This window comes from Nitratireductor sp. L15S-10 (assembly GCF_045011005.1).
GTDB lineage: Bacteria > Pseudomonadota > Alphaproteobacteria > Rhizobiales > Rhizobiaceae > Nitratireductor.
On sequence record NZ_CP120674.1, the window covers coordinates 607,385 to 633,442 of the forward strand.

Below are 26,058 nucleotides of genomic sequence, written 5' to 3' on the forward strand. Positions count from 1 at the left end.
ATATCGTTGCGCAGAACCGTCTACAGCATCATGAGCCGAAGTGCGAGAGCAGACAGAATGTCAGCCGTTCCTGCTCTCGCTCTTCAATTCACGCGCCCCAGCTTCTGAGGCTAACCCAGGTGCTGCGGTCGAGCTGATAGCGCTCGACGGCCACCCTGCCGGCGACTACCGAATCCATCATGCCCTGACCGGCATACTGAAAGCCGCATTTGTGGATCACGCGCCGCGAGGCGGTATTGGTGACGCGGCAGGACACATTCAGCCGGTCGATATCCGTGGCGCGGAAAGCCAGATCGACGAGCGCATGTGCCGCTTCTGTCGCGTATCCGCGGCCCCAATAGGGCTCGCCAATCCAATAGCCCATCTCGAGGCCATTCGCGCGGTTTTCCAGACCGGCACAGCCGATGAAAGCACCGGTTTCAGAAAGCGTGATCGCATAGGTGCAGCCGTTGATCTCTCCGGCACGAATGCGGCTCAGAAAACTGTGCGCGTCGTTCACGCGATAGGGATTGGGCAGGCGGCCGAGCATTTCGGCCAGGCGCCGGTTGTTGGCAAGCTCCACCAGTTCGGTCACATCATCGTCGCGCGGGATGCGCAGAACGAGGCGCTCGGTAACGAGAACCGGGCAATCTATCTCGACTCTGGGACTTTCACTCTCGATGTCTTCACTTTCGGCAACCATTGCTTTTCCTCCGGACAAAAAGAAAGGGGAGATGGCGACCCATCTCCCCTTTCGAACCTATTTCCGGACTGTCCAGACACCGGTCCCCGAGATGGGTCGCCGGTGTTGGTGAAGCGGACCGGCTACTCCGCTGCCTCCGTAATCGGGTTTACGGACACGTAGGTTCGACCATTGGCTTTTTTGGCGAAGGAGACAGCACCTGCCTCTTTCGCAAAAATCGTATGATCCTTGCCCATGCCGACATTGACGCCGGGATGCCATTTCGTGCCACGTTGACGGATAATGATGTTGCCAGCGAGAACCTTCTCGCCGCCGAACTTCTTCACACCAAGGCGTTTGGACTCGGAATCGCGACCGTTGCGCGACGAACCACCAGCTTTTTTGTGTGCCATAATCTTGCTCCTTTGCGCCCGTCGAGAGCGCCTGCATTCCTAATGCGCCGAGAGGCGCCGAATTTCAACCCTTTGGCGAATGATTATTTCGCCAGTTCCTTGGCCTGCTCGCGCCAGTCCTTGATCTGGTCGGCGCTGAACGGCATGGCCTCATCGATACGCACCACGTCCTCATCGGTGAGAGCGGCCACCTGAGCGTAGGTGGTGATGCCCTGCTCGGCGAGCTGGCCGGCGGCAACCGGGCCGATGCCCTTGATCTTGGTCAGGTCGTCGGGCTCGCCAGACGGAGCGGTAAAGAGCGGAGCGGCCGCTGCGGGCGCTTCCGTCTTTGCCTCTGCCTTCTTGGGAGCGGCTTCCTTCTTCGCTGGCTTTTCCTCGGCCTTGGCAGCCGGCTTCGTAGCGGCCTTCTTCGAAGGCTTCGCGCCGCCGGTCAGGATCTCGGAAATCCGCACGGTGGTCAGAAGCTGACGATGGCCGCGCTTGCGGCGCGAATTCTGGCGGCGACGCTTCTTGAAGGCGATGACCTTCTTGCCGCGGCCCTGCTCGACCACCTCGGCGGCCACGCTGGCGCCATCGACGAGCGGTGCGCCAATGGTCACGTCCTCGCCTTCGCCAACGGCAAGAACATCTGCAAACTGAATGATCTCACCGGGCTCGCCGGTGACGCGCTCGACCTGAAGCAGGTCGTTTGCGGAAACGCGGTACTGTTTACCGCCGGTCTTGATGACTGCGAACATCTTTTTGCCTTTCAGTGTCCGGTCCGGCTTGGGTCCGCAAGATGCGGCCTGCCGTCTTTTTGCCAGTCTGGATGGTTAAACAACAAACGGCGCAGGGGTTTTCCCGCGCCGCAGGTCGCGTGTCCATAACGGAAGAGGTCTGGAAGGTCAAGCAGAGGCGTGAAAAATGCGGCATATTGGCTTCGATTGGCCCTTGTATCGAAACCGATCACCGGTTATCTAGTGCGCCGCGCTGGCAACAGCAGACCAGCATCTCGCGGAGAGGTGGCTGAGTGGTTGAAAGCACCGCACTCGAAATGCGGCATACTCGCAAGGGTATCGGGGGTTCGAATCCCTCCCTCTCCGCCATAGCTATTTTGCTCCCCCAGAAGCCATATAAAGCAACAGCTTAGTAGCTCTCCGCCGAAGGTTGCTCCCCCACACTGCTCCCCCATTTTATCATCTGCAATGCGATGACAGAGCGTGAGGCATCCGGTTTTGCTACTCAGGGAGTAATTTTGGAAAGCGCAAGTTTAAGCTGTTCTTCGGTTTCCGGAGCCCGGGTCACGTTCCTATGCGCTCTTGCCATCAACTGGGCCGCGTCAGGATGGTCACTGGCATGAATCATATGAAACATTATCTTTCCTCCGCCTTTATCACGCTGAAAGATCGGATAAGGCTTTACATACCTATACCCTAGTTCATCACGAAATCTCTCAGCCATCCGGACCGCAATCCTGTCGCCACTCTTTGTTTTGATGGCTTGCCAGCCATTGCCTCCCCACCACAGGTCGGGCCGTTGAGGATTAGCGGTATGACCGCTCAGGCTCCGATGGAGCCATCCAGTCGCGAGGAAATAGAAGATTTCGATCTTACGGGAGCCCTTGGGTTTGTGACCCGCAAGAGCCTGAAGCGTGCTCCAATGGCACTCGATGGTGAATTGATCGATAAGGCAAAAGGTTGCAGTTTTCTCTCGTATGCGACCGCTGCCTAATATGTCATGCACCTTCTCATTGAAGTCGCCTTCGTGAATTTCATAACGTCTCTTATCTCGGTCTTGTTGGCGATCAACAAGGGCTCGAAGGTGAGCAACTTTCTTTTTCTCCAGATCGCAAAGGAAGATGTCTCGTAGGCGTCGGGGATCAGTTTCAATAACAAGTTCAGCTGACCAGCTATTCTCTAATTGTATATTTTTAGGACCAGAAAAACCATCTATGTACGCACCGTGTTTTGTAATTATTGTAAATAGATAAATATATTTAGCGATTAGCTGCGCTTTATGCTGAGTCCAAACTTGCCCCAAGCCGGATTGATTGATTGATTGTGGAGCATGAAGAACAGGAAGGTCTTCAAATAATTCTCTGTCGTCTCCCATCCGCATCTCCCCCAAGCGCTGGACAAGTACATATTTTAACCCGCCTTTGCGATCTGATATACGGGGAATTCTCGGACGATTTTCCCATCAATGAGTCCCCCACCTTTTCCGTATGGGTCAACTCCCTTCATATCCGTCTTGCGGAGATTCAACTGCCCGGTAAGCGGATTGTTGTCGTATTGCCCCCACTGCTTGAAGAACGGGGCAATTCCTCGCTCCTGGCAGTCATTCAAGACATCGACAACCCACTCTGGTGCGAGAGGGCGGGCGCCGTGGCCGCTCTCGCCACCTACGATTAGCCAATCTGGGGCAGGATCATCCGCTGATATCCGAAGTGGGCCAATGGCTGGCTCATACGAGATGAACCAAACAGTTGCAGGGATCGACGCAATAAAGCGCTTTCGTTGATCAAACCGCATCTGATCCTCGGCCGTAAATCCAAGCCATACATTCCTATATCCATCCGGCCCCCAATCAGCCGGAAGCATTTTCGAGATATTTTGCGGACGTTTGGTTAGGAGTTGCCAGTCGAGGCTCGGTGTAGCCCGTATGAGGTCGAACAAGTCGGACCTCCAGTCAGGATCAATTTGATTGTCGAAAACGTCCGCTAGGGATGCGCAAAATATGCGCTGGCGTCTGCCATGTTCGCTTTCGAATTCTTCGGCCTGTTTTTCCCAGGCTAGAGGAGCCTTCCAATAGGCCTCGGTCGTACGTTTACGCGGGTGCTTGCCCCATTTGACATGGCCAGATCGCTTCGACCACGCCTCCGCATAGCAATTGTCGCATCCGGGGCTAATCTTGGTACAACCCGTCCAAGGATTGAACGTGCGATCAGTCCATTCGATCTTCGTATCTACGGCCATGGTATTTCTCGAAGCGGTATGAATGAAGTTTACTGCTAATTAAAACAGGTTAAAATTTTATCTGTTCCCAGCAGAGATGTATGGACGCTCTTAGGCCGCACTCCTGTCCTCTTCCTTTATCCGCTTCGCTAACCTGGAGAGCGTGGACGTGGAGACCCCTGTGGCCTTCACGATGCTGGCCCATGTCTGGCCCTTCCTGAGCATGTCCATGAGGGCGGCGTTGCGTTCCGTGTCCTCAGGCCTTCCTCTATACGCCCCCGCTGCCTTGGCCTTCTGGATGCCTTGGGCCTGCCTCCTACGGCGGTCCTCATAGTCTTTGCGAGCTATCGCGGCGAGCATGTCCAGCATCATCCCGTTGATGGCGTCCAGCATGCGGGCCGAGAACTCGTCGGCTCCTGGCTGAATGAGTTGGTGAGAGGTGGGGAGGTCCAGAGCCACCACGCGGACATGCTTGGCGGCGATCTCGGCCTTTAGCTTCTCCCAGTTGGCGGCATTGAGCCGGCTCAGGCGGTCCACCTGCTCCACCAAGAGAACGTCTCCAGGTTGGCAATCGGAGAGGAGGCGGAACAATTCAGGACGCTGGAGGGAGGCCCCGCTCTCATTCTCCATGTAGGAAGCGGCAATCCTCAGTCCCCGCTCATCAACAAACCGCTGGAGGTCTGCCTTGGCGCGAGCGGCGTCTTGTTCCTTGGTGGAGGCGCGGAGGTATGCGCGGATGAACATAGCGAAAGGCTCCATAGTTCGCTTTGGATAGCTTCGATAATATTGCTTCGCTTTGAGTTGTCAACGAGATTTATCGAAGTGCTATTTCAAGTGGCTTGAGGCGATTCGCTATAGGTACACTTTAATAGCAGTGTCGCATTTGGATGCTGGAGGGGCTGCGATGACCTCCCAGCTTCTTTGGGCGGCTTACAGCGGATCATCTGGGGATCGCCCGGCAAGAAGACCATGGGGAGAACCTCGGCGGAAAGCCTCTAGCCCAGACTGACGAGGGTGCCAGAGGGGGGGAAGTCTTCCCATTGCCACGTAAATTGGAGACTTCACGCGGCGGACCCTTTTTCACAACCGGGCACCAAAACATCTTGGGTATCGACTTTCCGCTGGTTCTTGCTGAAGATAATCTTGGGTGGGGAAGCGGATGAGCAAAAGGTCATCAAAATTGGGCTGGCTAGTTGCAGCCGCTGTGACGCTTGGTTGGTTGGGCAGTGGGGACGATGACAAGCCCGATTCCACACTTACTCCGTCCCGGCTGTCTCAACCCGTTTCGACTCCGGAAACTCCAACAAATTTCGTGAGGATGCCTCCCAAGGCCGTGAAACAACCCAGTCCTGCGGAGACCCTTTACACCACGGCCAACCTCAACCTGCGAACTGAGCCCAGCACTTCCTCTCTTAATCCTCACCACAATTCCAAGAGGTTCGGTGCGGGCTGGGACATATGGCCAAGGTTGTGACTGTCCATACGATAGGATGCGAAATGGTCGGATATGCGGCGGCAACAGTGCGTGGAGTCGGCCAGGTGGAAGGAGCCCCAAGTGCTATTGGTAGTTGGGGCACGGGGGACCCCTTGGAGCTAAACTAGGAATCGTGAAACTTCGAATCAGGCAGTTGGGGGACATTATGGAGTTGCAACTGGATCGAGTGATGCGGGGATTAGACAGGTGTCCGCAATGCAATATCGCTAAGCCGCTAATGACATTGTTATGGCATCAGGGGATAGGTGATCGCGACGGGATAGGTATGAACTGGGCGACCTATGAATGCTCAAGTTGTCATCGGATCACATTGGCTGAGAGCTATCCCGCCCTCATGAATCATGATTATGAGGTCTATGGTCCTGGATCGGACAAGATACGTTTGCTCTATCCTACACCTGCCACCGTTGACGACAGTTTGCCTGAGGATGCGCAACGCTATCTCCGTCAAGCGATTGAGACCAAATTCGCACCAGATGCCTGCATCGTTATGGCGGCCTCGGCGGTGGACGCGATGCTAAGAGAGAAGGGCTACAAGAAGGGTAGCCTCTATGCGCGGATCAAAAGTGCTGTTGACGATCACACTTTGACGGAAGCGATGGCAAAATGGGCGCACAAAGTCCGGCTGGATGCGAACGCCGTGCGTCATGTGGACGACAATACCCAGCCCCCCTCAGAGGAGGAGGCGCAACAAGCCATCGAGTTCGCGAAGGCCTTGGGGGATTTTCTCTATGTCTTCACTGCAAGAGTTGAGGAGGGCATTAAGGACGCCAGCTTGAGTGATGATGAGACGGAGATGTCATAGGCACCCGGGGATGACGCTCAAGTTGCCTCGTAGACTCGGGACCTCACTCAGCAACTACCTCGTAGGCAATCCGGGAGTTGCCCAGAAGCCGCTACATCAAGCCGACGCCAGCATGACAGCCATCAAGCCCACGAGGATCGCCCCGAAGCTCAGGCTCACCAGGAGGGCAAACTTGAGGGTCTGGGCATTGAGCGCGGCTTTCAGATCGGCCTTGGTGGTGAGGTTCTGCATGATGCGGCTCCGTCGAGGATGAGACCCAATTATTGCATGAGGCGGGGCTTGATGGCAGTGCTTGGGGTATTCCTTTAGGTGGGGAGATTACCTCTCACCTTCTCCCCTGCTGCCTAATGGCCCTTCCGGTACCCCCAAGGCGATCACTTTAAGCATTAATGCTGAAACTGAAAGAAGCCGCCCCCATGTAGCCAGGGAGAGCGGAGGAGATGGTCTCTCCCCCGTCTTCAGGCGACATCAATTAGCCCCCTAGAGGAGCGACCAGGGGGGGTAAGTGGCCGTTTAATGAATCATGCTGCTAACGCAATTGCTGGAGGTCGCCAGATAGGTTTCTCTCCAACAGCCAGCGCCACGCCAAGTATCTGCTCGGAGGCGGTGCGCATGGCCTCCAGCGCCTGCTCTTTATCGGAAACGCGCGTTTGAATGCCATCGTGGAGAGGCAGCGAGGGGATACCTCTGGCGGCGAGGTCCAACAGCACCGCCATGAGGATACGCGATTCCAAGGCCATCAGCTCAACGCCGCAATCGGAGCCGAACAGGTGAGCGATGACAGGATGCCGAGAGCCAGTCGCTTGCACAAGCTGATTGGCCGTCCAGCCCTCGGGGAGCTTGGCCTTCAGCTTTGGCGTTAGGAGCCGCATGGGGCCTGCCCTGGAGAGAAGTGACGCCATGGCCTGCTTGGCACCGTCTCGGTGCTTCTCCAGGCCGGGAATTCCGTACGGGTCTCCATCTGGGAGCCTTCCCGTGGCCTTGAGGTAGGCCATGGAGGGATGCATCGCGGAGAAGTCCAAGTCGGCTATGTTCTCCCCGCCGATGGTGATGCGATGTCGTAGCTTACTATCTAGTGTCTGCCAGAAGCCGCCCCAGAGCCTGCCCAGAAGATTGAACGCAATGGGGTCCTCAGGAGACCGAAGGAGGAAGGAGCGATAAAGGCGGATTGGCCCTACCGGCTCCCCATCGTATGCAATCTCGGCTGCATTGAGCATCTCATTGACGACCTCCACCTCGGCGCGGAGTCTCATAGTCTCCTCGGTGTCGGCATACTGTATCAGGCGCTTGGGCGGCGGTCGGTCGCGGCGGCGGACATCTCCTCTACCTTCCTGCGGTTGTCTAGCCCTAAGCAGGATGGTCTCCCCTCCAGCGTCCCGCCCGATGTCGGCGAAGCGGACCCCATGGCGATCCAGTAGGCCCCGAAACCTCGCGGTCGGCTCCACGGTCGTGGTGGTTTGCTTGAAGCGATATGCATGTCGGGTGAGAAAGCCCGACGCCTCCAGGTCCTTCAAGGTCTTTCCAAGGATGCGCCTGGGGTAATCCGCCCTTTCGTATCGCGTTGGTTTCGTCTTCGCGGTGGATATGGCCAAGACGTTCCCTTGCATGTGGGAGGGGCTTAAGGCGAGGTGCGCGAGGTTGGCCGCGATGTTCTGGACCACGAACCGCTTACGCTCCATAGCGTCACGGCGGGGAGACCTCATGCGGCCTGAGGGGTCTGACTGGATAGCGGCAAAAAGGTGCTCGGCCAAGGCTCGCAAGGCCTGCCCCTTCGCGGTCAACCAAGCATCAAGGAAGATGGAAGTGGATTCTTCTTCCCGGTCCTGCCCGGAGTTTAGTCGAACCATATCTCTATCCTGCCGTTGTAGAGCGGTTCCTCACCGTTGGCGGTGTCGGTGCCGTGGTTCGGGTGGTATCCCAGAGCGGCCTCAAACGCTTTCCGCTTCCTGATGGCCTCCTCCTCAGTGTCGAAGGAGCCGATGTAGCGATTCCGCCCTTCTTCAGAAATCCAGACCCGCCACTTCTTTAGTGACTTGTCGTAATAGACTCCTGCCACACCGGACTTCCGATTGGCCTGTCGCCCTAGGTTCTTCATGTTCTCGGCTGGGGTGGTCGCTCGGAGGTTTAGCCAGCGGTTGTCATCCCTCTTGTGGTTCACATGGTCTACTTGATGCTCAGGCCACTTGCCTGTCTGGATGACCCAAATCACGACGTGCGCGAGGGGGCGGCAACCGGGCAAACATAGCTGTATGTAACCGCTGGAGTTCTTGCTGCCAGCTGGTTTCTCCGCATAGCGAGAGTTCCACCTCTTCCATGCCCCATTGGTTTTGAAGTAGCGGCGCGGTCTCTCATTCCAGGTGAGGATTCCCGTCTTGGGGTCGTAATTCAGAAGCTCCCTGAGTGTTTCGACTGAGGGGCGCTGGCCGTTCGGCTGTTTCGACATAATGTTCTCCAAAACAGAAAAAGGGATGGAAGGCTCCTCGGCCCGCCATCCCCTTGAAGATTGTTGCTGATGTCCGGCCCTATTGACCGCTTGGGGTACCTTGGGGACTTAGCGCTTCAAGAAGAGCTCTGGCCGATGCCTCGCTTTTACGCACTCCCTTGTTCTTCAGGTATGCACCGTGGGCCGCTCGCTGACGGGACTTCACGAGGAGGCGTAACTCCGGTGCCTCTCGCAACAGCACTTTCTTGGCTGCGGTGCGATATTGGCCGACAAGACGGCCCAGGGCATTGAGCCTTGTCCCCTTCACTCCAGAATCTCCGTCCGGCAAGTCCTGGTAGGTATTGGACCTGATAAGCTTCGCCAAGTGGGCCTTGAGGGGCTTTTCTCCTGGAATATGGCCGCTAAGCTCTTGTAACCGGTCATATGCGTTCTGCCCTGTATCGAGGGTAATGTCCCGAAGGTCCGTTCCATCGAGATCGGGGTCCACACTTCCGATGCCGCGATCAGTCTCTATCATGATGCGGTTGTGTTCGGCTTCCACTTCATCGGCGTCGTTATCCATGACAAGTCCGGTGCGCCTCCAGATGGGTTCTCCCATGAAGTTTCGCCGTGGAGGTAGCGTTTGGGAGAACCCCGGCACGTTCTTCATAATGTTGTCCACGAGACTGCGGGCCTCCCTCATGTACGGATCGGGGTTCACTTGGCGAAGACCTGAGGAGAGCGGGACGAGGTTCCCGGCAATGGTCCCAAGCCACCGTTCGGCCCTTTTCCCGTCTGGGTCGCTGAGGGCTTCCAGGGTCTGGTTGATGTTCTGGAGGAATGTCCTGTCCGTAAAGGATTTGGCGAGGCTCATCGCGACAGCCCCCATGCCCATCTCTGCGCCGCTATTCTCAGGGTCATGTCGTGCAAGGTCCACAAGGTCCGCCATCAGGCCCATGGCCATGCTGATAGGATCGAAACGGCCCATGTTGATATAGGTCTTGGTGCCATCGTCATTTTCGATGACATACGAGTACGGTTGCCAGCCGGAGGCCTTTAGTTCGGCCTGCAATCTGGGGTCCTTCGGCCCGCTTCCCGTCATCCGGCCATTGAGTGCCAGCGTGGCGGAAAGCCCCATGAAGATCGAGCCTAGCGCCATCTGGCCGATAGCGTGAGCCTTTGCCTCTTCGCCGTGAGCTCCTCTCCAGGCTTCCCGAAACTCTTTCTGTAGGAGATTGAGGCCGGGGGTCATCTTCCAGCCGTACCTCAGGACGTTCACCGGTGTTTTTACAAACGGCAGAATAAGGGTGAGGATTGGATGCCGGTTCCTCGCCTGCTGGATGGTCGCGCCTGCGGTGCCAGCAAGAAGCTCGTTCTGGAACGTGGTGGCCTGTGCCTCGCGAAGTGCCCGACTATCCAGGGCTTTGCCGCTGGCGGGGTCTATAGCCTTCTCCAGTTCCTCCCGGATGTATCGCTGGTAGTCCTGCCCTTTGAGGCCAAGGCCATGAGCGCGGGAGGCTGCTTGTCCCTGCACGTAGGCGCGATAGCGGAGCGTCTTGAAGAACTCGTCGGCGGCACCGAGGCTCCGCGTAGGGAGGCCCACGAGATTCCTGTAGTTGGCAGACCTCCAGGCATTCTCCACGATGTCCATGAGGCCAGTGACAGGCTTCCACGGGAGGGCTTGTTGCTGGACGGCTCCCTGAAAGAACTCTGTATTGTGAGGGGCGAGCTTGGAGTCTCCACGCTTGAAGGCTTCCACGGCGGCGGTCCATCCATCACCCAAGGCGGCGACGGTCGCGGAGTATTCCTCTATCGCCTGCCTTCGGAGTATGTCGCCCCCGGACTTAGGCCCCAAGGCGATTGCCCCGAGGAGTTTCTCGGTCGGCCTTCCCACCATCATCAATGTGTTGGACGTGAGATTCACCAGGTGCGTGGGCCATCCCCAGAGGAGATTGTTCTGGAGGAGGAAATTCGCTTCATTCGTCATCCTGCGGAGGAAGGTTGGATTGGCTGTCTGGGCGAGCTTCTTGGGGTCCCCCTTGGTGGAATACAGAAGGTCGGCCAACTGCTCGGCGTCTAGGCTGTTGATGCCCTCAAGGTCGGCTGGTGTCAGGCGGTATTGCCCCCGGAGCCTCTGCATGGATCGGCCTGCGGCGGACCTCATTGCCTGCGCGGAAGCGAAGACCGTTGCGGCAACCCTGAGCCTGTCCTTGAGTTCCAGGGTCGCTTTCGCTGTGTCTCCACCCCACTCGTCCAGCATCCCATTGCGAAGCTTGACGGCGGTCTCGTAGGTCTCCTGAAAGACCCGGTTGCTGATGAGGTAGGCGGCTTCCATGCGAGAGGTCATGAGGCTGGCATGTTGGCCGGACTCAGCAAGTTCCCCCATGATGGTGCTCGGATCGTCCCCGAAGTAGTCGGCCATCTGGCGGACTTTCTCCGCAACCTCGGTGTCTCGGAGGATGTCTTCCCCCTTGGCCTTGTCCATGTCGGCCTTCAGGGTGTCGGCGGCATTGCTCATGAAGTCGCGAAGGCCATCAGGTGTGTGGAGCTTCTGCCAGGGAAGGCGGGATGCGCCACGGGCAGCAATCTGGCCTGCCTCGGCGGCGGCTTCATGAGAGCCAAACCTGGAGACGGCCTCAATATCGGATTTGGTACCTTTGAGGATTGCCGAGATGTCATCCATGGAGACTTCCATCATGGGAACGGCGCTTGGCGGCTCGGCTTTTGGCGGGGAGGCGGTGAGATTGGGGATTGCCTCCGCCTCATCATCGGCATTAGAGGCCCCAGGAGACTCACTGAGCGGCGTTTCGGCCTTCATCGGCATGGATGCCTCGGCAGACGGTGACGGCGCTGCATGAGTCGCTGAGGGGGCATTCTGAGGCGTTGGCCCAAAGTCCATCCCGAATGCATCCACGTTGGCTGCTCTGGCACGTTCCAGCTTGGCGATTTCCTTGGCGGCTGCATCCTGCTTGCCTGCCCGGAGGAGCTTGATGACCTTGAGGGCACCCAGGAGGGCGAAGTCCACGCCGATGGACTCGATGGCATTCTTGAAGCGACCCTCGGCGGCGCTGTCTTCGATGTCCGACGCAAGGTAGTCCGTCACTGGGTTCTGGAGCGCGGGGAAGGACTCCACGAGGTCACTGAGCCGTTCCTCATGGGGATCAAGGACAACGGCTGATGCCGCTGCTGCCTTACCCGTCTCGTAGGCTGCCCTACCGGCCTTACCCGCCGTCTTCAGTTTCTGTGCGGCCTTCACCGGGGCCATGAGCTTCCCAGCACCAATGAGACCAACGACCATCTGCGAGACCCCCGAAGTCAGGCCATATCCGACGCTCTCGTTGTCGAGCGCCCGGTCCAGCGCCTCAACGTCTCGTCGGGTCTGCGACTTCTTGCCCTCTTCAGGCTCGCCAAAGATGAAGTCCTTGGTCTCAAAGCCTGCCTGGGCAATACCTGTCGCCATGGACGCAAGGCCACGGCTCACCGGGTCGGAGCCAAACTCCTTGTCTGCCCGAGTGAGCACCTCCTGGTCGGAGGCCGAACGCTTGGCTGCAAGCTCTGCCTCCATCTCTTGGAGGACTTGGCGGGCTTGAGGTGATAGTTCTTCCATGTTCATTCCCTTCATGGATAACAAAAAGCCCGCTTCCTCCCGGTGGAAAGACACGAGGAGGAGGGGCGGGCTGAGGGGGGGTGGATGATGCGGGCGATTGGAAAGAGATACTGATCCTATGTCTCGCCCATGGGGTTTTCGCTAAGTGGCCGCTGATGGGTGGCCGGACCAGCAAGGGGCGCTCTTTTCAAGTGGGAACCTATTGCGGCGACAGCTCTGTGCGGCTCTACAAGAAGCTGGGCTTTACAAGTACGAACCTATTTCAACAGCGGCGGCACGAAGGTGTCCTTTCAAGTAGGCACCAATTTCCCCGAGGCTCTGCCTTTTCAAGTACGAGCCAATTTGGAGCTAGGGCCTTCACATGGGGCCGCTTTCAAGGATGAGGCTATTTGGTTCCCGAGCACAAGCATTGCAGGCGGTTGTTTCAAGTACGAGGGAATTACGGCCTCCTCCCTGGGGCGGACTACCTGGGCAGAAGCCACTCCCTCATGTCGCCCTCCCGAGGATCAACGCCAGCGCCTACCTAATTCGCCAGCCGGTCGCATGGAGCATTTCATTTCATGTCGGTGGGAATTGGAAAACCTCCCAAGCCAGACATCACCAAGGGCGACACCCTGAAAGGCGGGAGGTGCTGAAATCGGGGCATGTGGTGTACACGTCCTTTCAAGTAGAAGGGAATTAAGGACCCCTTCCTGGAGCCAGACATACAGGGTAGAGGACCCTCCCTCATGTCCAGACATTGAGATAGCCACGGAACATCATGCGTGGATACCTATGGTCGATGCGCGAGGACAAATCGTTGGCCATGCGGATACTCCTTTTCTAGTACGACCCTATTAATGTGCGGATACGCGGCGTATTCCTTTTCTAGTATCCACCAATTATCCGTAGAGGGCTGAGGAGGGCCAGAGGCCCTGCCTCATGTCGCTTTCCTGAGGATCAACGCAAGTTGCGCCGCGAGGCCTCGGCCCCTGGGTGTCAGATCGAATGTCTTCTTGCGGCGATTGTCTGGGTTGATGCCGGTCAGCACCAGGCCCAATCCCGGCCTCCCAGAGCGGTACCCGATGCCAAGATACCTGAGGTGCTGGCTTATGGTGGTCGGCGTCATGCCCACTTTCACCGCTAGGTCCTCCAGGGTCAGGGGTTCACCCTCAGAGTCCTGATAATCGCTCCATACGGCTGCACCAAGGAAGGTGACGGTGGTGGCCAACGTCATGTCTTTGCTCTCGGCCATCATCCTCCTGTTGGCCTCCAGGTACGCACGTATCAACCTGTCACTGGACATAAACACTCGCTTGTCTCGCATGGTGGATGGGAGGGAGAGGAGGAGGCCTCTCCAACCGTTGGGGGCATCAGGAGGGCATCCACTCTGGGTGTGTCATGCGCCGGGCGTCCTCCTGGTCCTGCTTCCATGCCTCAATCCACGGAGACAGGTCCTTCCCCTCGCGCCACTCATTGAGAAACTCGAAAGGCTCATGGGGTTGCAGGTAGTCCAGCGCGAAGCTGATGGCGGCGGCAGCGTCCTTGAGGTCCGACGCGACAACTGAGCAGGTAATCCGGTGGGTCATTGCGCAATCTCCATATCTGCGTTGCGCTCCCCAGTATGGTTACGGCGAGTCGCGGGGCAATAGCGAAAACCGGGCAGACGCGGGCGCTTTCAGACCCTGTGCAAGTGCGAACTATTGTATCTGGCTGCCGCCCTTCTCGTGCTTGGCTTCACCCTCTGGACGGTACGACGATACACAGCGATTTTAATTTTTTAGGTGGGTAGCTTCACCGCTCTCACCAAGGCCCGCTTCGCTTTGTCGCTTGATGCTCCAGGGTAATGGCTCATGGTCAGCTTGAAGAGGTTCTTCACGCCTTCATCATCGTGCCCCACCACGTCCGCAATGGTCCACGCACTGAAGCCTGCATTGGGTTCCTGCATGGCGTCTCGTGCCTTGCGGATGAACCAGCGGCGGAATGAGTGAAAGTCCACGTTACTCTTGGCTTTGTCGTTCGGCCTCTCGTCCACCTTCATCTTGCGGCGATACCGGGAGAACGCTTTGGAGGCGGGATCGGAACGGCTGTCGCGCGATGTCGGGATGTCTGGCAATCCGTCTATCAGGTAGGCGTCATCTGGGTTGTTCTTGGTGCGTCGGGATATGATGCCCGTAAGGTCTGGATGGATTGGCACGGTGCGGCGGGCATTGTCTGTCTTGCCCTCATGGATCGCGAAGGTTCCGCCTTTGCAGTCGGCCACACGTAGCTGACAGATTTCCTCCAGGCGCATTCCTGACAACGCGGCAATGTACATGAGGTCGGTGAGATACAGGCTCGGTGGTGGTCGCATGAGGTCGGATACAGGGCCATAGAGGAGCGTCGCTGCTTCTTCGTCGGTATAGGGTCGCTTGCCGCCATCCCTCTCGGCGCTGCGGTCACGGCGGGACTGTTCGGGAAGCTCCTGACCTGACCATGGGTTGTCATCCGCATGGCCGCGCTTCTGGAGCCATTTCCAGTACTCCCTCAGGAAGCCTAGATAGGCCGCTGCCTTATCGCGGCTCCGCCCGACACAAAGCGAGTTTTCGATGAATTGGCCTGCGGTCTTCCTCGTCACAGCCTCCAACGTCGCGGCATGATGCTCGGCCTTGAGCCAGTCACCGAGCCAGCGCAGGACACGCTTGAAATCTCCCTGAGACTTAAGCCGGTAGTTTGCCTTGAAGCTCAGGAAGGCATCGGTGTAATGGTCCAAAGGAGTTGTCTTCCCGCTGGCCAGATTGAAGAATGCGGTGGCGGCTTCGCGGCCCTCGGTGGCGGCAATCTTTTCGGCCCGGTCGTGGAGCCAGTACTGCGTCCCCTCATCATCCGCGTGAAGGCGGGCTTGGAGTGCTTCAGCCTCGCGGGGGTCATTGGAAGAGGCGGTTCGGCGGGCCTGGGCTATAACGGCCTTCATGCGCGTGACTACAGCCCATTTGCGCTCATTGGCTTCTTTGAGGTCCGATGTGCCAAGGGTCTGCTTGAAACGGGTTCGACCAAGGATGCTCTGAAGGTTGCGAGGAATGAAGACCACCACTCGCCATTGCTGGCCGTGCCACTCTAGGTATTGCTGCGGATTTGCCATATCCCGGTACTCTGCTCCCCCACATTGCTCCCCCATACAGGGAGCTGGAAGAGAGCAAAGTCAAGTACTGTAAAGGGTCTGACTGTGGGGAAGAGAGTGTCCCTCCCTCTCCGCCATTTTATTTCTATAAATATTTGATTTCACTTGGTTTTTTTGGATAGCGACAGGGTCGCTCCTATTTTCTTCCCTGCTTGGCTTTTGGCTTGTTGCGTCGACCGACTATTCCTGAGTGCAAGTACCTACCATTGATTTGTATGCGGCCTCTGCGGCCCTACCCGGGCCCACCCCCTTCCCTTCATTGCTATTGGGTCCCATGCGTTAGGTTCATCCAAACCCAGATTAACTTGCCTGCTGGTTTAATGAAGCCTCGAAGCTAGCTTGAAGAGAGGAGATGGGCGATGAGCCAGTCTTTTCCGGCGGTGGCTTTAACCAGGTTGAGCAAACCGGGGCCCAGCGGCGTCAGCACCCGGGTACGCGGCTGAAGGCTCGCAAGAATGGTCTCCCTTCCAGACAGTTCCTCGTGAGCAACGTCAGGCTGTGTCGCAGGTCCCGTGAAGGTTCAGCATAAAAGTGAGCTTTATCTATTGACTCGATCATATCGATCATTAACGATCATAGAGGGAGGAACGGGATGCAACATCGGTTTCCGCAAAAGCGTCAGCAGCAGATGATCGACCTCATCGTCGACCGCAAGCGCGTGAGCAATGCGGATCTGTCTGCGATTCTGGGCATTTCACTTCCCACGGTTCGTCGCGATCTTGTTGTGCTCGAGCAGGCGGGCGTGGTGACGAGAACCCATGGCGGCGCTGTCGCGCGCGGTGTCGGCGAGGATGGAACAGAGCCGCTTTTCCTGGAAAAGCTTCGTCAGAACCAAAGCCTGAAACAACGCATCGGCCAGGCGGCTGCCGGCAAGGTTCTCGACGGTCAGGTGGTGCTTCTGGATTCCGGCACCACGGCCCTTGCGACCGCTCATGCGCTTGCCGGCCGGCGAGTGACAGTGGTGGCCATCGATCTCAAGGTTGCCGAGGCTGCATCGATTGGCGCTACCGAGGTGCACATCGTCGGTGGGCGCGTTCGGAATGGCTATTTCAGCCTCGTCGGAAACTGGTCCAAGGACGCGCTGTCCAGCATCAAGGCGGATATCTGTTTTCTCGCCGCAGATGCTGTCGACTACGAGGGGGTCACCACCGCCACGTTTGAGGAAGCCGAGACAAAGCGGATCGCGATGGAGCGATCAAAGCGCGTCGTTGTCATCACCGATCACAGCAAGTTCGGCAAGCGGGCTTTCGCGCAGGTCTGTGGGCTGGAGGCCGTGGATGAATTGATTACCGACAGGGGCGGCACGGACACCGTCGCATCCTATCGGGCACTGATACCGGCCATCACCCTCGTCTGAGGGGGCCAAATCAAGAAAGAAAGGCACGGAATGTCAAAGTTCAAGCAGCTCTTCGGCGACAAGAAACCCATCATCTCGATGGTGCATCTTCTGCCGATGCCCGGCTCGCCCCTTTATGATGCGGATGCGGGCATTGACGGCATCGTCGCCGCGGCGCGAAAGGATCTCATCGCCCTGCAGGAGGCGGATGTCGATGCAGTGATGTTCGGCAATGAGAACGATCGCCCTTATGAGCTCAAGGTAGATATCGCTTCCACCGCCGCGATGGCCTACGTGATCGGTCAGCTGCGCAACGAGATCAAGAAGCCATTCGGTGTGAATGTCCTTTGGGACCCAATGAGCACGGTGGCTCTTGCCACGGCGACTGGCGCCTCCTTTGTGCGCGAAATCTTTACCGGCACCTATGCCTCCGACATGGGGCCGTGGACGCCGAATGCCGGCGAGGCGCTGCGCTACCGCAACCGCCTTGGCCGTGATGATCTGGTGATGCTTTACAACGTGTCGGCCGAGTTCGCCGATTCCATGGACAAGCGCCCACTGGCCGACCGGGCCCGTTCCGCCGTCTTTTCCTCAATTCCCGACGCGGTGCTCGTTTCGGGCGCCATAACAGGCGAGGCGGCTGAGATGAGTGACCTCAAGGCCGTCAAGGAAAAGGTCACGGACACACCGGTCCTCGCCAATACGGGCGTTCGCCACAACACGGTGGCCGACATTCTCAAGATCGCCGATGGCTGCATCGTGGGCTCGTCGCTCAAGGTCGACGGGAATACCTGGAACCCGGTGGATCCGGAGCGGGCCAAGGAGTTCATGCAGATCGTGAAGGCCGCCCGCGGCGGCTGATCAGAAAGACCAGGGGAGGAAGACCATGGACGCAAGACAGGACACCACAGGCTCACACTTAAAGAGCCTGGGCATATTGACGGCGCTTATATTCGTTGCGCTCGCAATCGCCAGCCCGACATTCCTGTCATCGTCCAACCTCCAGTCCATGGGCTTCCAGTTTCCCGAGTTCGGGCTTCTGTCACTCGCGGTTCTTCCGACAATGATTTCCGGCGGCATCGACCTTTCCGTCGTTGCCGTCGCCAATCTGGCCTCGATCGTGGCCGCGGTGACCATGAAAGCCGGGCCGGACGTGGCGTGGCTCGCCATTCCTGCCGGTCTCGCAGTGGGTCTTGTCTGCGGCGCGTTCAACGGCTTTCTCATCGCCTATCTGCGGCTGCCGCCCATCCTCGCGACGCTCGGTAGCATGCAGCTTTTCGCCGGCATCGGCATCATCATCACGCGAGGGCCGGCGATCACCGGCCTTCCTGACTGGTACACGGCGTTCGGCAACTGGACCATCGGCGGCGTTCTCCCGCTTCCGCTCGTGCTTTTTGCGCTCGTCGCATCGGGACTGGCTTTCCTTCTGCGCCGCACACCGGTGGGCATGCGCCTGCGCCTGTTTGGTGCCAACCCGGTCGCCGCCGATTTCGCCGGCGTTCCGGGAAAGAAGCTGATCATCCAGATCTACGCCATTGCCGGCTTTATCGCCGCACTTGCCGGTCTGGTGGTTCTGGCGCGTGTCAATTCGGCCAATGCCGATTATGGCAGCTCCTATCTTCTACTCGTCATCCTCATCAACATTCTTGCCGGCGTCAGCCCGGCGGGGGGCTTCGGCACCGTCACCGGCGTGGCCCTGGCCGTGATCTGCCTGCAGTTCATCTCCAGCGGGCTCAACATCCTCTCCTTCAGCGCCTTCTCCCGCGACCTTTTCTTCGGCGGCCTGCTCATTGCGGTCATGTCCTATCGCGCGGCTTTCGGTTCCTTCGATGTGAAGGCGTTTTTCAAACGAAAGGCTCACCAATCATGAAAGAGCGCCTCCGCTCACTCCTCAAAACCCTGATGCTGACGCCGGGCCTGTCCGGACATGAAGACCGCGTGCGCCGCCGCATCGAGAAAGAGCTCGCCGATCTGCCGCTTGTCCTTCGCACGGATCGCCTGGGCAATCTGATCGCCACGCTGGAAGGTGACGAAGGCGCGCCCTCGGTCATGCTTTTCGCCCACACCGATCAGCTCGGTTTCATGGTGCGCAAGATCGAGGAGAACGGGCTGGTGCGCATCGAGCGGCTGGGCGGCATTCCGGAGAAGGCGCTGCCCGCGCAGGCTGTTCTCTTCTGTGTTGGCGAAGGCCGCGATGTGCAGGGCGTGATTGCAAACAAAAGCCATCACGCCACGCCGCCGGAGGAGAAATACAAGGTCACGCCCTACCAGGAAGTCTTCATCGATGTGGGCGCGGAAGATGCCGAAGGCGTCAAGGCACTGGGCATCGAGATCGGCACACCGGTGGTCTATGACCCGCGCGTCATCGAACTCAATGAAAACCGCCTGATCGGCACCTCGGTCGATGACCGTGCCGGCTGCGCGGTGATCGTGGAAGTCGCCCGCGCGCTCGCCGCCGAAGGCCCGCGCCCCACGGTGCATTTCGTCTTCGCGGTGCTCGAAGAGTTCAACCTTCAGGGCGCGATGGTCGCCGCCCGCGCGATCAATCCCGACATTGCCATCCAGCTCGATCTGGCGCTCAACGCCGATACGCCGGACATGACCCAGCGCGGCGAAGTCGCACTCGGTAACGGCCCGGCGATGAGCCTCTATTCGTTCCACGGGCGTGGAACGCTGAACGGCACCATTCCGCACCCGGCATTGCCGAAGCTCTTCTCAGACACCGCAGCCGCCGAGGGCATCAATCTTCAGCGCACGGCCCACACCGGGGCACTGACGGATTCCTCTTACGTGCAGCTCGTCAATGAAGGCGTCGCCTGTATCGATATGTGCTTCCCGTGCCGCTACACGCACACCTCGCTCGAAATGTGCGACCTGCGCGACCTGGAAGCCCTCACGAAACTGCTGATCGCCGCGATCCGCCGGGTCGACGCGAATTTCAGCCTGAACCGGGATGACTACACCTGATGGACTGCTATCTCGGCATCGATATCGGAACCTTCGAAACCAAGGGCGTTCTGGCCGACGGCGAGGGGCGCATTCTGGCGACTGCCAAGCGGCGGCACGACATGATCGTGCCGCAGCCCGGCTGGGCCGAACATGATGCCGAGAAAGACTGGTGGGGCGAGTTCTGCGCCATCAGTAGGGAACTGATCGCCTCGACAGGCATCGCCCCTCAAGACATCAAGGCGGTGGCGGCAAGCGGCATCGGCCCCTGCATGTTGCCGGTTGATGAAGAGGGCAATCCGCTGATGAATGCGGTGCTCTACGGCGTCGATACCCGCGCGGCAGAAGAGATCGAGGAACTGACCGCCGAGATTGGCGAGGAGACGCTGCTTGCCGAATGCGGCAACACGCTCAGCTCGCAGTCTGTCGGTCCGAAGATCCTGTGGCTGAAAAAGAAACGGCCGGAAATCTACGCCCGCACTCACAAGGTGATGAACTCCTCATCTTTTCTCGTGCACCGGCTGACGGGTCGTTTCGTCATCGACCACTACTCCGCATCGTCCTCCAGCCCGCTCTACGACATCCATAGCAATCGCTGGACCGACCGGTACGCCGACCGCATCATCGGACCTGAGCGCTTGCCGGAGCTTTTGTGGAGCACCGAGATTGCCGGCCATGTGACAGACCAGGCGGCGAAGGAAACCGGACTTGCGCCAGGCACGCCGGTCACGGCGGGCACCATCGATGCGGCATCGGAGGCTGTCAGTGTCGGGGTTCTCGGTACCGGCGAAATGATGATGATGTATGGCTCGACCATGTTCATCATCCTGGTCACGGACCATCGCGTGGAGGATGGGCGGCTATGGTATGCGCCATGGCTTTTCGAGGGACAGCATGCCTGTATGTCGGGCACATCGACAAGCGGCACGCTGACACGCTGGTTTCAGGAACAGTTCGCTCGCGAGCTGAATGCCGAGGACGCGCTGAGGCTGCTTGCGGAGGAAGCGCAGGGCGCGCCGGTCGGCGCCAACGGCATCGTCGTGCTGCCCTATTTCTCCGGTGAGCGCACTCCGATCCACGACCCCCATGCGCGCGGCATGATTTTCGGGCTCGATCTGACCCATACACGGGCAGACGTCTATCGCGGCTTTCTCGAAGGCATCGCCTATGGCGTGACCTCGGTGATCGAAACCTATGAGGCGGCAGGCGCCAGTATCGACCGCATCGCCGCTGTCGGTGGCGGCACCAAAAACGCCGTCTGGTCGCAGGCAATCTCTGACGCCAGCGGAAAGGTTCAGGAGGTTGCAGCCAACACGGTCGGCGCCGCCTTTGGCAACGCGTTTCTCGCGGCCGTCGCGGTGGGCGCGGCCGGCCGCGAGGATATCCGTCGCTGGAACCCGATGGAACGGAGCATCGTGCCAAAGGAAGAAAATCGTGTCGTCTATGACGCGCGCTATCGCACATTCAAGGAATTGTACGCCCGCAACAGCGATCTCATGAGGGGAACGGAAAAACGGGCGTCCGATGAAGCCTGACAGGCGGCCATCCCGGCCGTCGAGGCGCTTTTATACTGTAACAGGAGGAGTCACATGGCTTTGAATTTAAGGAAACTCACCGCCGGAGTGGCGCTCGGCGCCGCGCTGATCGTCGGGGCCGGCGCCGTCACCCACGCCCAGGACGCCAAGCATTCGATCGTCACGGTGGTGAAGCTCTCGGGCATCGCCTGGTTCAATCGCATGGAAGAAGGCGTCAAGGAATATGCCGCCGAAACCGGCCATGACGCCACTCAGGTTGGTCCGGCATCTGCCGATGCTGCACTTCAGGTCCAGATGATCGAAGATCTTATCGCCAAGAAGGTGGATGCCATCACTGTGGTGCCGAATTCGCCGGAGGCACTGGAGCCTGTTCTTGGCAAGGCACTCGACGCCGGCATCAAGGTGGTCGGTCACGAAGCATCCAGCCTTCAGAATGTCACCTATGACGTGGAAGCTTTCGACAACGCGGCCTATGGCCGTCACCTGATGGAGGCCCTCGCACAGGCCATGGGCGGAGAAGGCGAATACGCCGTGTTCGTCGGCCATCTGACAGCCAAGACCCACAATGAATGGGTGGATGCCGCCATTGAGTACCAGAAGGAAAAATACCCGAACATGACGCTTGTCACCGACAAGCTGGAGAGCAACGAGCAGCAGCAGACTGCATACCAGAAGACCAAGGAGCTTCTGCGCACCTATCCGAACCTCAAGGGCATTCAGGGCTCGGCCGGTGAAGATGTGGTGGGGGCGGCTCTGGCTGTCGAAGAAGCCGGCCTCGACGGCAAGGTCAAGATCGTCGGCACCAGCCTTGTTTCGGTCGCCGGCCCCTATCTGGAGACAGGCGCCATCAACATGATCTCCTTCTGGGATCCGGCAAAGGCGGGCATCGCCATGAACAAGGTCGCTTCCATGGCCATCGAAGGCAAGGAAATCACCGACGGCATGGATCTCGGCGTCGAGGGCTACAACGCCATCAAGCTCGACGGCAAGGTGCTCTACGGGCAGGCCTGGGTCGACGTCACCACCGACAACATGAATGAATACGATTTCTGATCGTAGCGTGTTGACGTGACCGGAAACGAGAGATGCTTGGAGCAAGTTTGCCCCCCTGTCGTCAGGGGCGGCAATCGTCTGCGCGCCTCTCGATCCAACCGCCGCCGGGCCAGTTCGCCCGGCGGCATTGCCTGAACAACAGAGATTTCCCATGAACGACGAAGCTAGCGGAAGCACGCCCATCCTGCAGATGCGGAACATCAGCAAGGCCTATGGTCCGGTACGCGTGCTCGAGGACGTCAATCTCGAACTCAGCACCGGAGAGGTGCGCTGCCTGGCCGGCGAGAACGGCTCCGGCAAATCGACACTGATCAAGATCCTGTCGGGCGTGGTGAGCGCGGATGCAGGCCAGGTTTCGCTAAACGGCCGCCAGTTGGGCGACGACCCCATGGGCGCCATCACAGCTGGTCTTTCGGTCATCTACCAGGACTTTTCGCTGTTTCCCAATCTGAGCGTCTGGGAGAATATCGGCTTTCTCACATCGGTCACTTCGGGAGATGTCGTGCACAGGCGCAGCGTCCGCCGCAAGCTGGCCATCGAGACACTGAAGCGCATGCAGGTGGAGATCGACCCCGATGCGCCGGTCGAACTTCTGCCGGTCGCCTCGAAACAGCTCGTCGCCATTGCCCGCGCACTCGCCAACAAGGCGCGCATCATCGTGATGGATGAGCCGACCACAGCGCTCACCCGCAGCGAGGTCGCCCATCTGCTGGACATCGTCGGCACACTAAAGAAGGAAGGCGTTTCCTTTCTTTTCGTGAGCCACAAGATCGAAGAGGTTTTTGCCGTCTGCGATACGGTGACGGTTCTGCGCGACGGTGCGGTCGTGGTGGAAGGGCCCATCGGTGAGTTCGATGCCGGGCGGCTTGTGGAAGCCATGACCGGCCGGTCCGTGGATAGCCAGCGCCTGCCGCGCGAAGAGAGCTCCGTTCAGCGCCCCTTTCTCGCGGCCAGCGGCCTCGGTCGCCGCGGCAATTTCGTCGATGTGGATCTGGAGCTGAGACCAGGCGAAATTGTCTCCGTGGTCGGCCTTCTGGGATCCGGCCGGACCGAGCTGGCGCAGACCCTGTTCGGTTACATGCAGCCGGATGCCGGGCGCATTGAGCTCGACGACGAAGCCGTCACTTTCAAAAGCCAGCACGATGCCATCGAGCGGGGGATCGCCTATGTGCCGGAAGACCGGCTGACGGAAGGCCTCTTCCTCAATCAGCCGATCCGCGACAACATCACGGTTTCCAGCCTGGAAAAGTCCACAAAGCTTGGGATTGTCAGCGCCACAAGCCTGCTGCAACGCGCCCGCAATGCGGTGAAGAACCTGCGCATCAAGACACCCGACGTAACGCCCGCCGTGGCGACACTTTCGGGCGGCAACCAGCAGCGCGTCGTGCTCGCCCGCTGGATGGAGCGCGACCCCCGACTGCTGATCCTGAACGGTCCCACCGTAGGCGTCGATGTGGGGTCGAAACGCGAAATCCACGAACTGCTGGTCTCACTCAGCCGCAGCGGCACGGCGGTCATGGTTGTTACCGACGACATTCCCGAGGCGCTCGCACTCTCCGATCGTATTCTGGTGATGGTGCGCGGACGCATCACTGCAGGCTTCGATGCCGCGACGGTGGATGAAGACACACTCTACAACGAAGTCATCAGGGAGGACCGGGCATGAACGCGCTGGCCCGCATCTTTGCCACGCCACAGGGTATCGTGTTCTTCGTCGCGGTTCTGTTCGCCCTCGTGCTGGGGCTCATCAATCCGGCGTTTTTCACACCCGCCACGCTGATCGATCTTGCCCGCAACGGTCTGGTGACCGGCATTTTCGCGCTTGGCGTGATGATGGTTCTCGCCTCCGGCGGTATCGACGTCTCGCACACCGCGATCGGCGCCTTTGCCATGTACGCGACGATGAAGATCGTTCTCGGCATCGATCTCGATCTGCCGATCATCGCCTATTTCGTTATCGCCGCAGTCATTGGTGCGGGGCTCGGCCTCATCAATGGTGTGTTGATCGGTGGCCTTGGATTGAACACGCTGATCGTCACACTCGGCACACTCTCCTTCTTTCGCGGTGCGCTGCTCACCTTTCTCGGCACCACCTACATCACATCGGTGCCTCGGGAGGTGATCAATTTTTCCCGTACGATTCTCATTCGTATAGAGAATGCCGTGGGCCAGATGGTTTCGCTGCCCGCTTCCTTTCTGGTGCTCGTCGCTGTCACCATCGTCCTTGCCATCATCATGAACTTCACCGTTTTCGGACGGAAGGTCTATGCCATCGGCGGTTCGGAGGAGGCGGCGCAGCGAATCGGGATCCGCATCAGGCGGGTCAAGGTGTTGATCTATGTAATCGCTGGCGCCATTGCCGGCTTGGCCGGCATGACGCATGTCACGCTCTCGCGCATGGCCAATCCGTTCGATCTGGTTGGGATGGAGCTCAATGTTATTGCTGCCGTTGTTCTGGGCGGCGCGCGCATCACCGGCGGGCATGGCACGGTGCTCGGCACGCTTCTCGGCGTGTTCGTCATCACCATGATCAACACGACGCTGCTGATGGCCGGCGTTCCGTCTTACTGGCAGAAATTCGTGATCGGCTGTCTGATCATCGTGGGAACCGGCCTGCCTATCGTCATCGACCGTCTCGCCAGACATCGTCAACGCATGAAACGCCCATTGGAGGCGGGGTGATCCTTTCGAACACAACTCCCAGGGAGGACAAGCATGAAGAAAATCCTGAACAATCCGGCTGACTATGTCGATGAGATGCTGGAAGGCATGGTCGCAGCACATCCTGAAATCTACGCTCAGCCCGTGCGCCGGGTCATTGCTCGGGCCGCGGGCGCGAAGACGGGCAAGGTCGGTATCGTGACTGGCGGTGGCTCGGGCCATCTGCCCATCTTTGCCGGATATGTGGGCACCGGCCTGCTCGATGCCTGTGCCATCGGTGACGTCTTCGCCAGCCCGTCCTCCGAACAGATGGCCGAGGCAATCCGTTTGGCCGATGGCGGCGCGGGCGTGTTGCGCCTCTATGGGAATTACGGCGGCGATGTCATGAATTTCGACATGGCCGGTGAGATGGCGGAAATGGAGCACGACATCCGCACCACCACCGTGCTTCTGACCGATGACGTCGTTTCCGCTCCGAAGGAAGAGGCCGAGAAGCGGCGCGGCGTGGCGGGCATGGTTTACGCATTCAAGATCGCGGGTGCGGCCGCCGAGCGCGGCGACAACCTGGATGAAGTCACCCGCATTGCCCAGAAGGCGGCAGATGCCTGCCGCTCCATCGGTATGGCGCTGACACCCTGCACTATCCCGCAAGCGGGCAAGCCCACCTTCGAGATCGGTGAGACGGAAATGGAAATGGGGATGGGCATCCATGGCGAGCCCGGCATCTGGCGCGACGCGATCAAGCCTGCAGACGAGATCGCGGATGAAATGCTGGAGCGTCTGATGGCTGACCAGCCGCTTGCGAAGGGTGACCGCATTTCCATTCTGGTGAATTCGCTGGGCGCAACGCCGGCCGAAGAGCTCTACATTCTTTATCGGCATGCAAAGAAGGTGCTTGATGCGGCGGGTATCGAGATTGTGATGCCTTTGGTCGGCCGTTACGCAACCTCCATGGAAATGACGGGCGCAACGATCACGATGATCAAGCTGGACGATGAAATAGAAGACCTGCTCAAGGCGCCGGCCGAATGCGCCTTCTGGCGCGTCTAGGA

The 26,058-nt window shown here is 58.9% G+C and carries 23 protein-coding genes and 1 tRNA gene; 11 read left to right on the plus strand and 13 right to left on the minus strand.

Features of this window, described 5'->3' with window-relative positions:
- Positions 1 to 88: 88 nt before the first annotated feature.
- The 3 genes from P2W41_RS02975 to P2W41_RS02985 all read right to left on the minus strand — a co-directional run bounded on the left by P2W41_RS02975 (position 89) and on the right by P2W41_RS02985 (position 1,811).
- Positions 89 to 682, minus strand: coding sequence for a GNAT family N-acetyltransferase (locus P2W41_RS02975; RefSeq protein WP_292897987.1), 594 nt, complete (start codon positions 680 to 682; stop codon positions 89 to 91).
- A gap of 122 nt (positions 683 to 804) precedes the next feature.
- On the minus strand, positions 805 to 1,074 hold the full coding sequence (gene rpmA, locus P2W41_RS02980) for a 50S ribosomal protein L27 (protein ID WP_007009231.1): 270 nt from the start codon (positions 1,072 to 1,074) through the stop codon (positions 805 to 807).
- 83 nt (positions 1,075 to 1,157) lie between these two features.
- A complete protein-coding gene (locus P2W41_RS02985) occupies positions 1,158 to 1,811 on the minus strand; it encodes a 50S ribosomal protein L21 (RefSeq protein WP_404934260.1) in 654 nt (217 codons plus the stop codon).
- A gap of 258 nt (positions 1,812 to 2,069) precedes the next feature.
- On the opposite strand from P2W41_RS02985, the gene P2W41_RS02990 reads away from it, so the two are divergent.
- Positions 2,070 to 2,159, plus strand: a tRNA-Ser gene (locus P2W41_RS02990).
- A gap of 136 nt (positions 2,160 to 2,295) precedes the next feature.
- On the opposite strand, the gene tcmP is transcribed toward P2W41_RS02990, so the two are convergent.
- The 3 genes from tcmP to P2W41_RS03005 all read right to left on the minus strand — a co-directional run bounded on the left by tcmP (position 2,296) and on the right by P2W41_RS03005 (position 4,751).
- Positions 2,296 to 3,165 carry a three-Cys-motif partner protein TcmP gene (tcmP, locus tag P2W41_RS02995; RefSeq protein WP_404934261.1) on the minus strand — a complete coding sequence of 290 codons (870 nt, stop codon included), beginning with the start codon at positions 3,163 to 3,165 and terminating at the stop codon, positions 2,296 to 2,298.
- A gap of 35 nt (positions 3,166 to 3,200) precedes the next feature.
- Complete coding sequence (locus P2W41_RS03000; RefSeq protein WP_404934262.1) at positions 3,201 to 4,028, minus strand: phage Gp37/Gp68 family protein; 828 nt, start codon at positions 4,026 to 4,028, stop codon at positions 3,201 to 3,203.
- A gap of 90 nt (positions 4,029 to 4,118) precedes the next feature.
- Complete coding sequence (locus P2W41_RS03005) at positions 4,119 to 4,751, minus strand: recombinase family protein (RefSeq protein WP_404934263.1); 633 nt, start codon at positions 4,749 to 4,751, stop codon at positions 4,119 to 4,121.
- A gap of 1,016 nt (positions 4,752 to 5,767) precedes the next feature.
- Here P2W41_RS03005 and P2W41_RS03010 point away from each other — a divergent pair.
- The gene (locus P2W41_RS03010) at positions 5,768 to 6,307 is read left to right on the plus strand and encodes a DUF4145 domain-containing protein (protein WP_404934264.1); all 540 of its coding nucleotides are present in this window, start codon (positions 5,768 to 5,770) and stop codon (positions 6,305 to 6,307) included.
- Positions 6,308 to 6,403: 96 nt separating this feature from the next.
- On the opposite strand, the gene P2W41_RS03015 is transcribed toward P2W41_RS03010, so the two are convergent.
- The 7 genes from P2W41_RS03015 to P2W41_RS03045 all read right to left on the minus strand — a co-directional run bounded on the left by P2W41_RS03015 (position 6,404) and on the right by P2W41_RS03045 (position 15,436).
- Positions 6,404 to 6,538 (minus strand): hypothetical protein, encoded by a 135-nt coding sequence (locus tag P2W41_RS03015; protein WP_404934265.1) that lies wholly within the window; start codon positions 6,536 to 6,538, stop codon positions 6,404 to 6,406.
- A gap of 290 nt (positions 6,539 to 6,828) precedes the next feature.
- On the minus strand, positions 6,829 to 7,968 hold the full coding sequence (locus P2W41_RS03020; protein WP_404934266.1) for a hypothetical protein: 1,140 nt from the start codon (positions 7,966 to 7,968) through the stop codon (positions 6,829 to 6,831).
- Positions 7,969 to 8,141: 173 nt separating this feature from the next.
- Positions 8,142 to 8,750, minus strand: coding sequence for an HNH endonuclease (locus P2W41_RS03025; protein WP_404934267.1), 609 nt, complete (start codon positions 8,748 to 8,750; stop codon positions 8,142 to 8,144).
- A 79-nt stretch (positions 8,751 to 8,829) separates the two neighbouring features.
- Complete coding sequence (locus tag P2W41_RS03030) at positions 8,830 to 12,351, minus strand: hypothetical protein (protein WP_404934268.1); 3,522 nt, start codon at positions 12,349 to 12,351, stop codon at positions 8,830 to 8,832.
- Positions 12,352 to 13,255: 904 nt separating this feature from the next.
- Entirely contained in the window at positions 13,256 to 13,570 is a 315-nt protein-coding gene (locus P2W41_RS03035; protein ID WP_404934269.1) for a hypothetical protein, read from the minus strand.
- A 118-nt stretch (positions 13,571 to 13,688) separates the two neighbouring features.
- Positions 13,689 to 13,904 (minus strand): hypothetical protein, encoded by a 216-nt coding sequence (locus P2W41_RS03040; protein ID WP_007009241.1) that lies wholly within the window; start codon positions 13,902 to 13,904, stop codon positions 13,689 to 13,691.
- Positions 13,905 to 14,095: 191 nt separating this feature from the next.
- Positions 14,096 to 15,436, minus strand: a complete 1,341-nt coding sequence (locus P2W41_RS03045) for a DUF6538 domain-containing protein (RefSeq protein WP_404934270.1) — start codon at positions 15,434 to 15,436, stop codon at positions 14,096 to 14,098.
- Positions 15,437 to 16,067: 631 nt separating this feature from the next.
- Here P2W41_RS03045 and P2W41_RS03050 point away from each other — a divergent pair.
- The 9 genes from P2W41_RS03050 to P2W41_RS03090 all read left to right on the plus strand — a co-directional run bounded on the left by P2W41_RS03050 (position 16,068) and on the right by P2W41_RS03090 (position 26,056).
- Entirely contained in the window at positions 16,068 to 16,832 is a 765-nt protein-coding gene (locus P2W41_RS03050; protein WP_404934271.1) for a DeoR/GlpR family DNA-binding transcription regulator, read from the plus strand.
- Between the two features lie 30 nt (positions 16,833 to 16,862).
- Entirely contained in the window at positions 16,863 to 17,672 is an 810-nt protein-coding gene (locus tag P2W41_RS03055) for a BtpA/SgcQ family protein (protein WP_292897979.1), read from the plus strand.
- Between the two features lie 25 nt (positions 17,673 to 17,697).
- Positions 17,698 to 18,681, plus strand: a complete 984-nt coding sequence (locus P2W41_RS03060; protein ID WP_404934272.1) for an ABC transporter permease — start codon at positions 17,698 to 17,700, stop codon at positions 18,679 to 18,681.
- The gene (locus P2W41_RS03065; RefSeq protein ID WP_292897975.1) at positions 18,678 to 19,778 is read left to right on the plus strand and encodes a M42 family metallopeptidase; all 1,101 of its coding nucleotides are present in this window, start codon (positions 18,678 to 18,680) and stop codon (positions 19,776 to 19,778) included. Before P2W41_RS03060 ends, P2W41_RS03065 begins: the two co-directional genes overlap by 4 nt.
- Positions 19,778 to 21,292, plus strand: a complete 1,515-nt coding sequence (locus P2W41_RS03070) for an FGGY-family carbohydrate kinase (RefSeq protein WP_292897973.1) — start codon at positions 19,778 to 19,780, stop codon at positions 21,290 to 21,292. Before P2W41_RS03065 ends, P2W41_RS03070 begins: the two co-directional genes overlap by 1 nt.
- Positions 21,293 to 21,346: 54 nt before the next feature.
- The gene (locus P2W41_RS03075; protein WP_292897971.1) at positions 21,347 to 22,345 is read left to right on the plus strand and encodes an autoinducer 2 ABC transporter substrate-binding protein; all 999 of its coding nucleotides are present in this window, start codon (positions 21,347 to 21,349) and stop codon (positions 22,343 to 22,345) included.
- A 151-nt stretch (positions 22,346 to 22,496) separates the two neighbouring features.
- Positions 22,497 to 24,011, plus strand: coding sequence for a sugar ABC transporter ATP-binding protein (locus P2W41_RS03080; protein ID WP_404934273.1), 1,515 nt, complete (start codon positions 22,497 to 22,499; stop codon positions 24,009 to 24,011).
- A complete protein-coding gene (locus P2W41_RS03085; RefSeq protein WP_404934274.1) occupies positions 24,008 to 25,027 on the plus strand; it encodes an ABC transporter permease in 1,020 nt (339 codons plus the stop codon). Before P2W41_RS03080 ends, P2W41_RS03085 begins: the two co-directional genes overlap by 4 nt.
- Before the next feature lie 33 nt (positions 25,028 to 25,060).
- Positions 25,061 to 26,056, plus strand: coding sequence for a dihydroxyacetone kinase subunit DhaK (locus P2W41_RS03090; protein ID WP_404934275.1), 996 nt, complete (start codon positions 25,061 to 25,063; stop codon positions 26,054 to 26,056).
- Positions 26,057 to 26,058: the final 2 nt, after the last annotated feature.

What these genes read in the sequence shown, in the direction of transcription:
- tcmP (WP_404934261.1), bottom strand. Translation starts at nt 3,165, where the DNA reads ATGGGAGACGACAGAGAATTATTTGAAGACCTTCCTGTTCTTCATGCT.
- P2W41_RS03015 (WP_404934265.1), bottom strand. Translation starts at nt 6,538, where the DNA reads ATGCAGAACCTCACCACCAAGGCCGATCTGAAAGCCGCGCTCAATGCC.
- P2W41_RS03080 (WP_404934273.1), top strand. Translation starts at nt 22,497, where the DNA reads ATGAACGACGAAGCTAGCGGAAGCACGCCCATCCTGCAGATGCGGAAC.
- P2W41_RS03090 (WP_404934275.1), top strand. Translation starts at nt 25,061, where the DNA reads ATGAAGAAAATCCTGAACAATCCGGCTGACTATGTCGATGAGATGCTG.
- P2W41_RS03065 (WP_292897975.1), top strand. Translation starts at nt 18,678, where the DNA reads ATGAAAGAGCGCCTCCGCTCACTCCTCAAAACCCTGATGCTGACGCCG.
- P2W41_RS03075 (WP_292897971.1), top strand. Translation starts at nt 21,347, where the DNA reads ATGGCTTTGAATTTAAGGAAACTCACCGCCGGAGTGGCGCTCGGCGCC.
- P2W41_RS03055 (WP_292897979.1), top strand. Translation starts at nt 16,863, where the DNA reads ATGTCAAAGTTCAAGCAGCTCTTCGGCGACAAGAAACCCATCATCTCG.
- P2W41_RS02975 (WP_292897987.1), bottom strand. Translation starts at nt 682, where the DNA reads ATGGTTGCCGAAAGTGAAGACATCGAGAGTGAAAGTCCCAGAGTCGAG.
- P2W41_RS03040 (WP_007009241.1), bottom strand. Translation starts at nt 13,904, where the DNA reads ATGACCCACCGGATTACCTGCTCAGTTGTCGCGTCGGACCTCAAGGAC.
- P2W41_RS03000 (WP_404934262.1), bottom strand. Translation starts at nt 4,028, where the DNA reads ATGGCCGTAGATACGAAGATCGAATGGACTGATCGCACGTTCAATCCT.
- P2W41_RS03030 (WP_404934268.1), bottom strand. Translation starts at nt 12,351, where the DNA reads ATGAAGGGAATGAACATGGAAGAACTATCACCTCAAGCCCGCCAAGTC.
- P2W41_RS03025 (WP_404934267.1), bottom strand. Translation starts at nt 8,750, where the DNA reads ATGTCGAAACAGCCGAACGGCCAGCGCCCCTCAGTCGAAACACTCAGG.
- P2W41_RS03060 (WP_404934272.1), top strand. Translation starts at nt 17,698, where the DNA reads ATGGACGCAAGACAGGACACCACAGGCTCACACTTAAAGAGCCTGGGC.
- P2W41_RS02985 (WP_404934260.1), bottom strand. Translation starts at nt 1,811, where the DNA reads ATGTTCGCAGTCATCAAGACCGGCGGTAAACAGTACCGCGTTTCCGCA.
- rpmA (WP_007009231.1), bottom strand. Translation starts at nt 1,074, where the DNA reads ATGGCACACAAAAAAGCTGGTGGTTCGTCGCGCAACGGTCGCGATTCC.
- P2W41_RS03070 (WP_292897973.1), top strand. Translation starts at nt 19,778, where the DNA reads ATGGACTGCTATCTCGGCATCGATATCGGAACCTTCGAAACCAAGGGC.
- P2W41_RS03035 (WP_404934269.1), bottom strand. Translation starts at nt 13,570, where the DNA reads ATGGCCGAGAGCAAAGACATGACGTTGGCCACCACCGTCACCTTCCTT.
- P2W41_RS03045 (WP_404934270.1), bottom strand. Translation starts at nt 15,436, where the DNA reads ATGGCAAATCCGCAGCAATACCTAGAGTGGCACGGCCAGCAATGGCGA.
- P2W41_RS03050 (WP_404934271.1), top strand. Translation starts at nt 16,068, where the DNA reads ATGCAACATCGGTTTCCGCAAAAGCGTCAGCAGCAGATGATCGACCTC.
- P2W41_RS03010 (WP_404934264.1), top strand. Translation starts at nt 5,768, where the DNA reads ATGAACTGGGCGACCTATGAATGCTCAAGTTGTCATCGGATCACATTG.
- P2W41_RS03085 (WP_404934274.1), top strand. Translation starts at nt 24,008, where the DNA reads ATGAACGCGCTGGCCCGCATCTTTGCCACGCCACAGGGTATCGTGTTC.
- P2W41_RS03005 (WP_404934263.1), bottom strand. Translation starts at nt 4,751, where the DNA reads ATGTTCATCCGCGCATACCTCCGCGCCTCCACCAAGGAACAAGACGCC.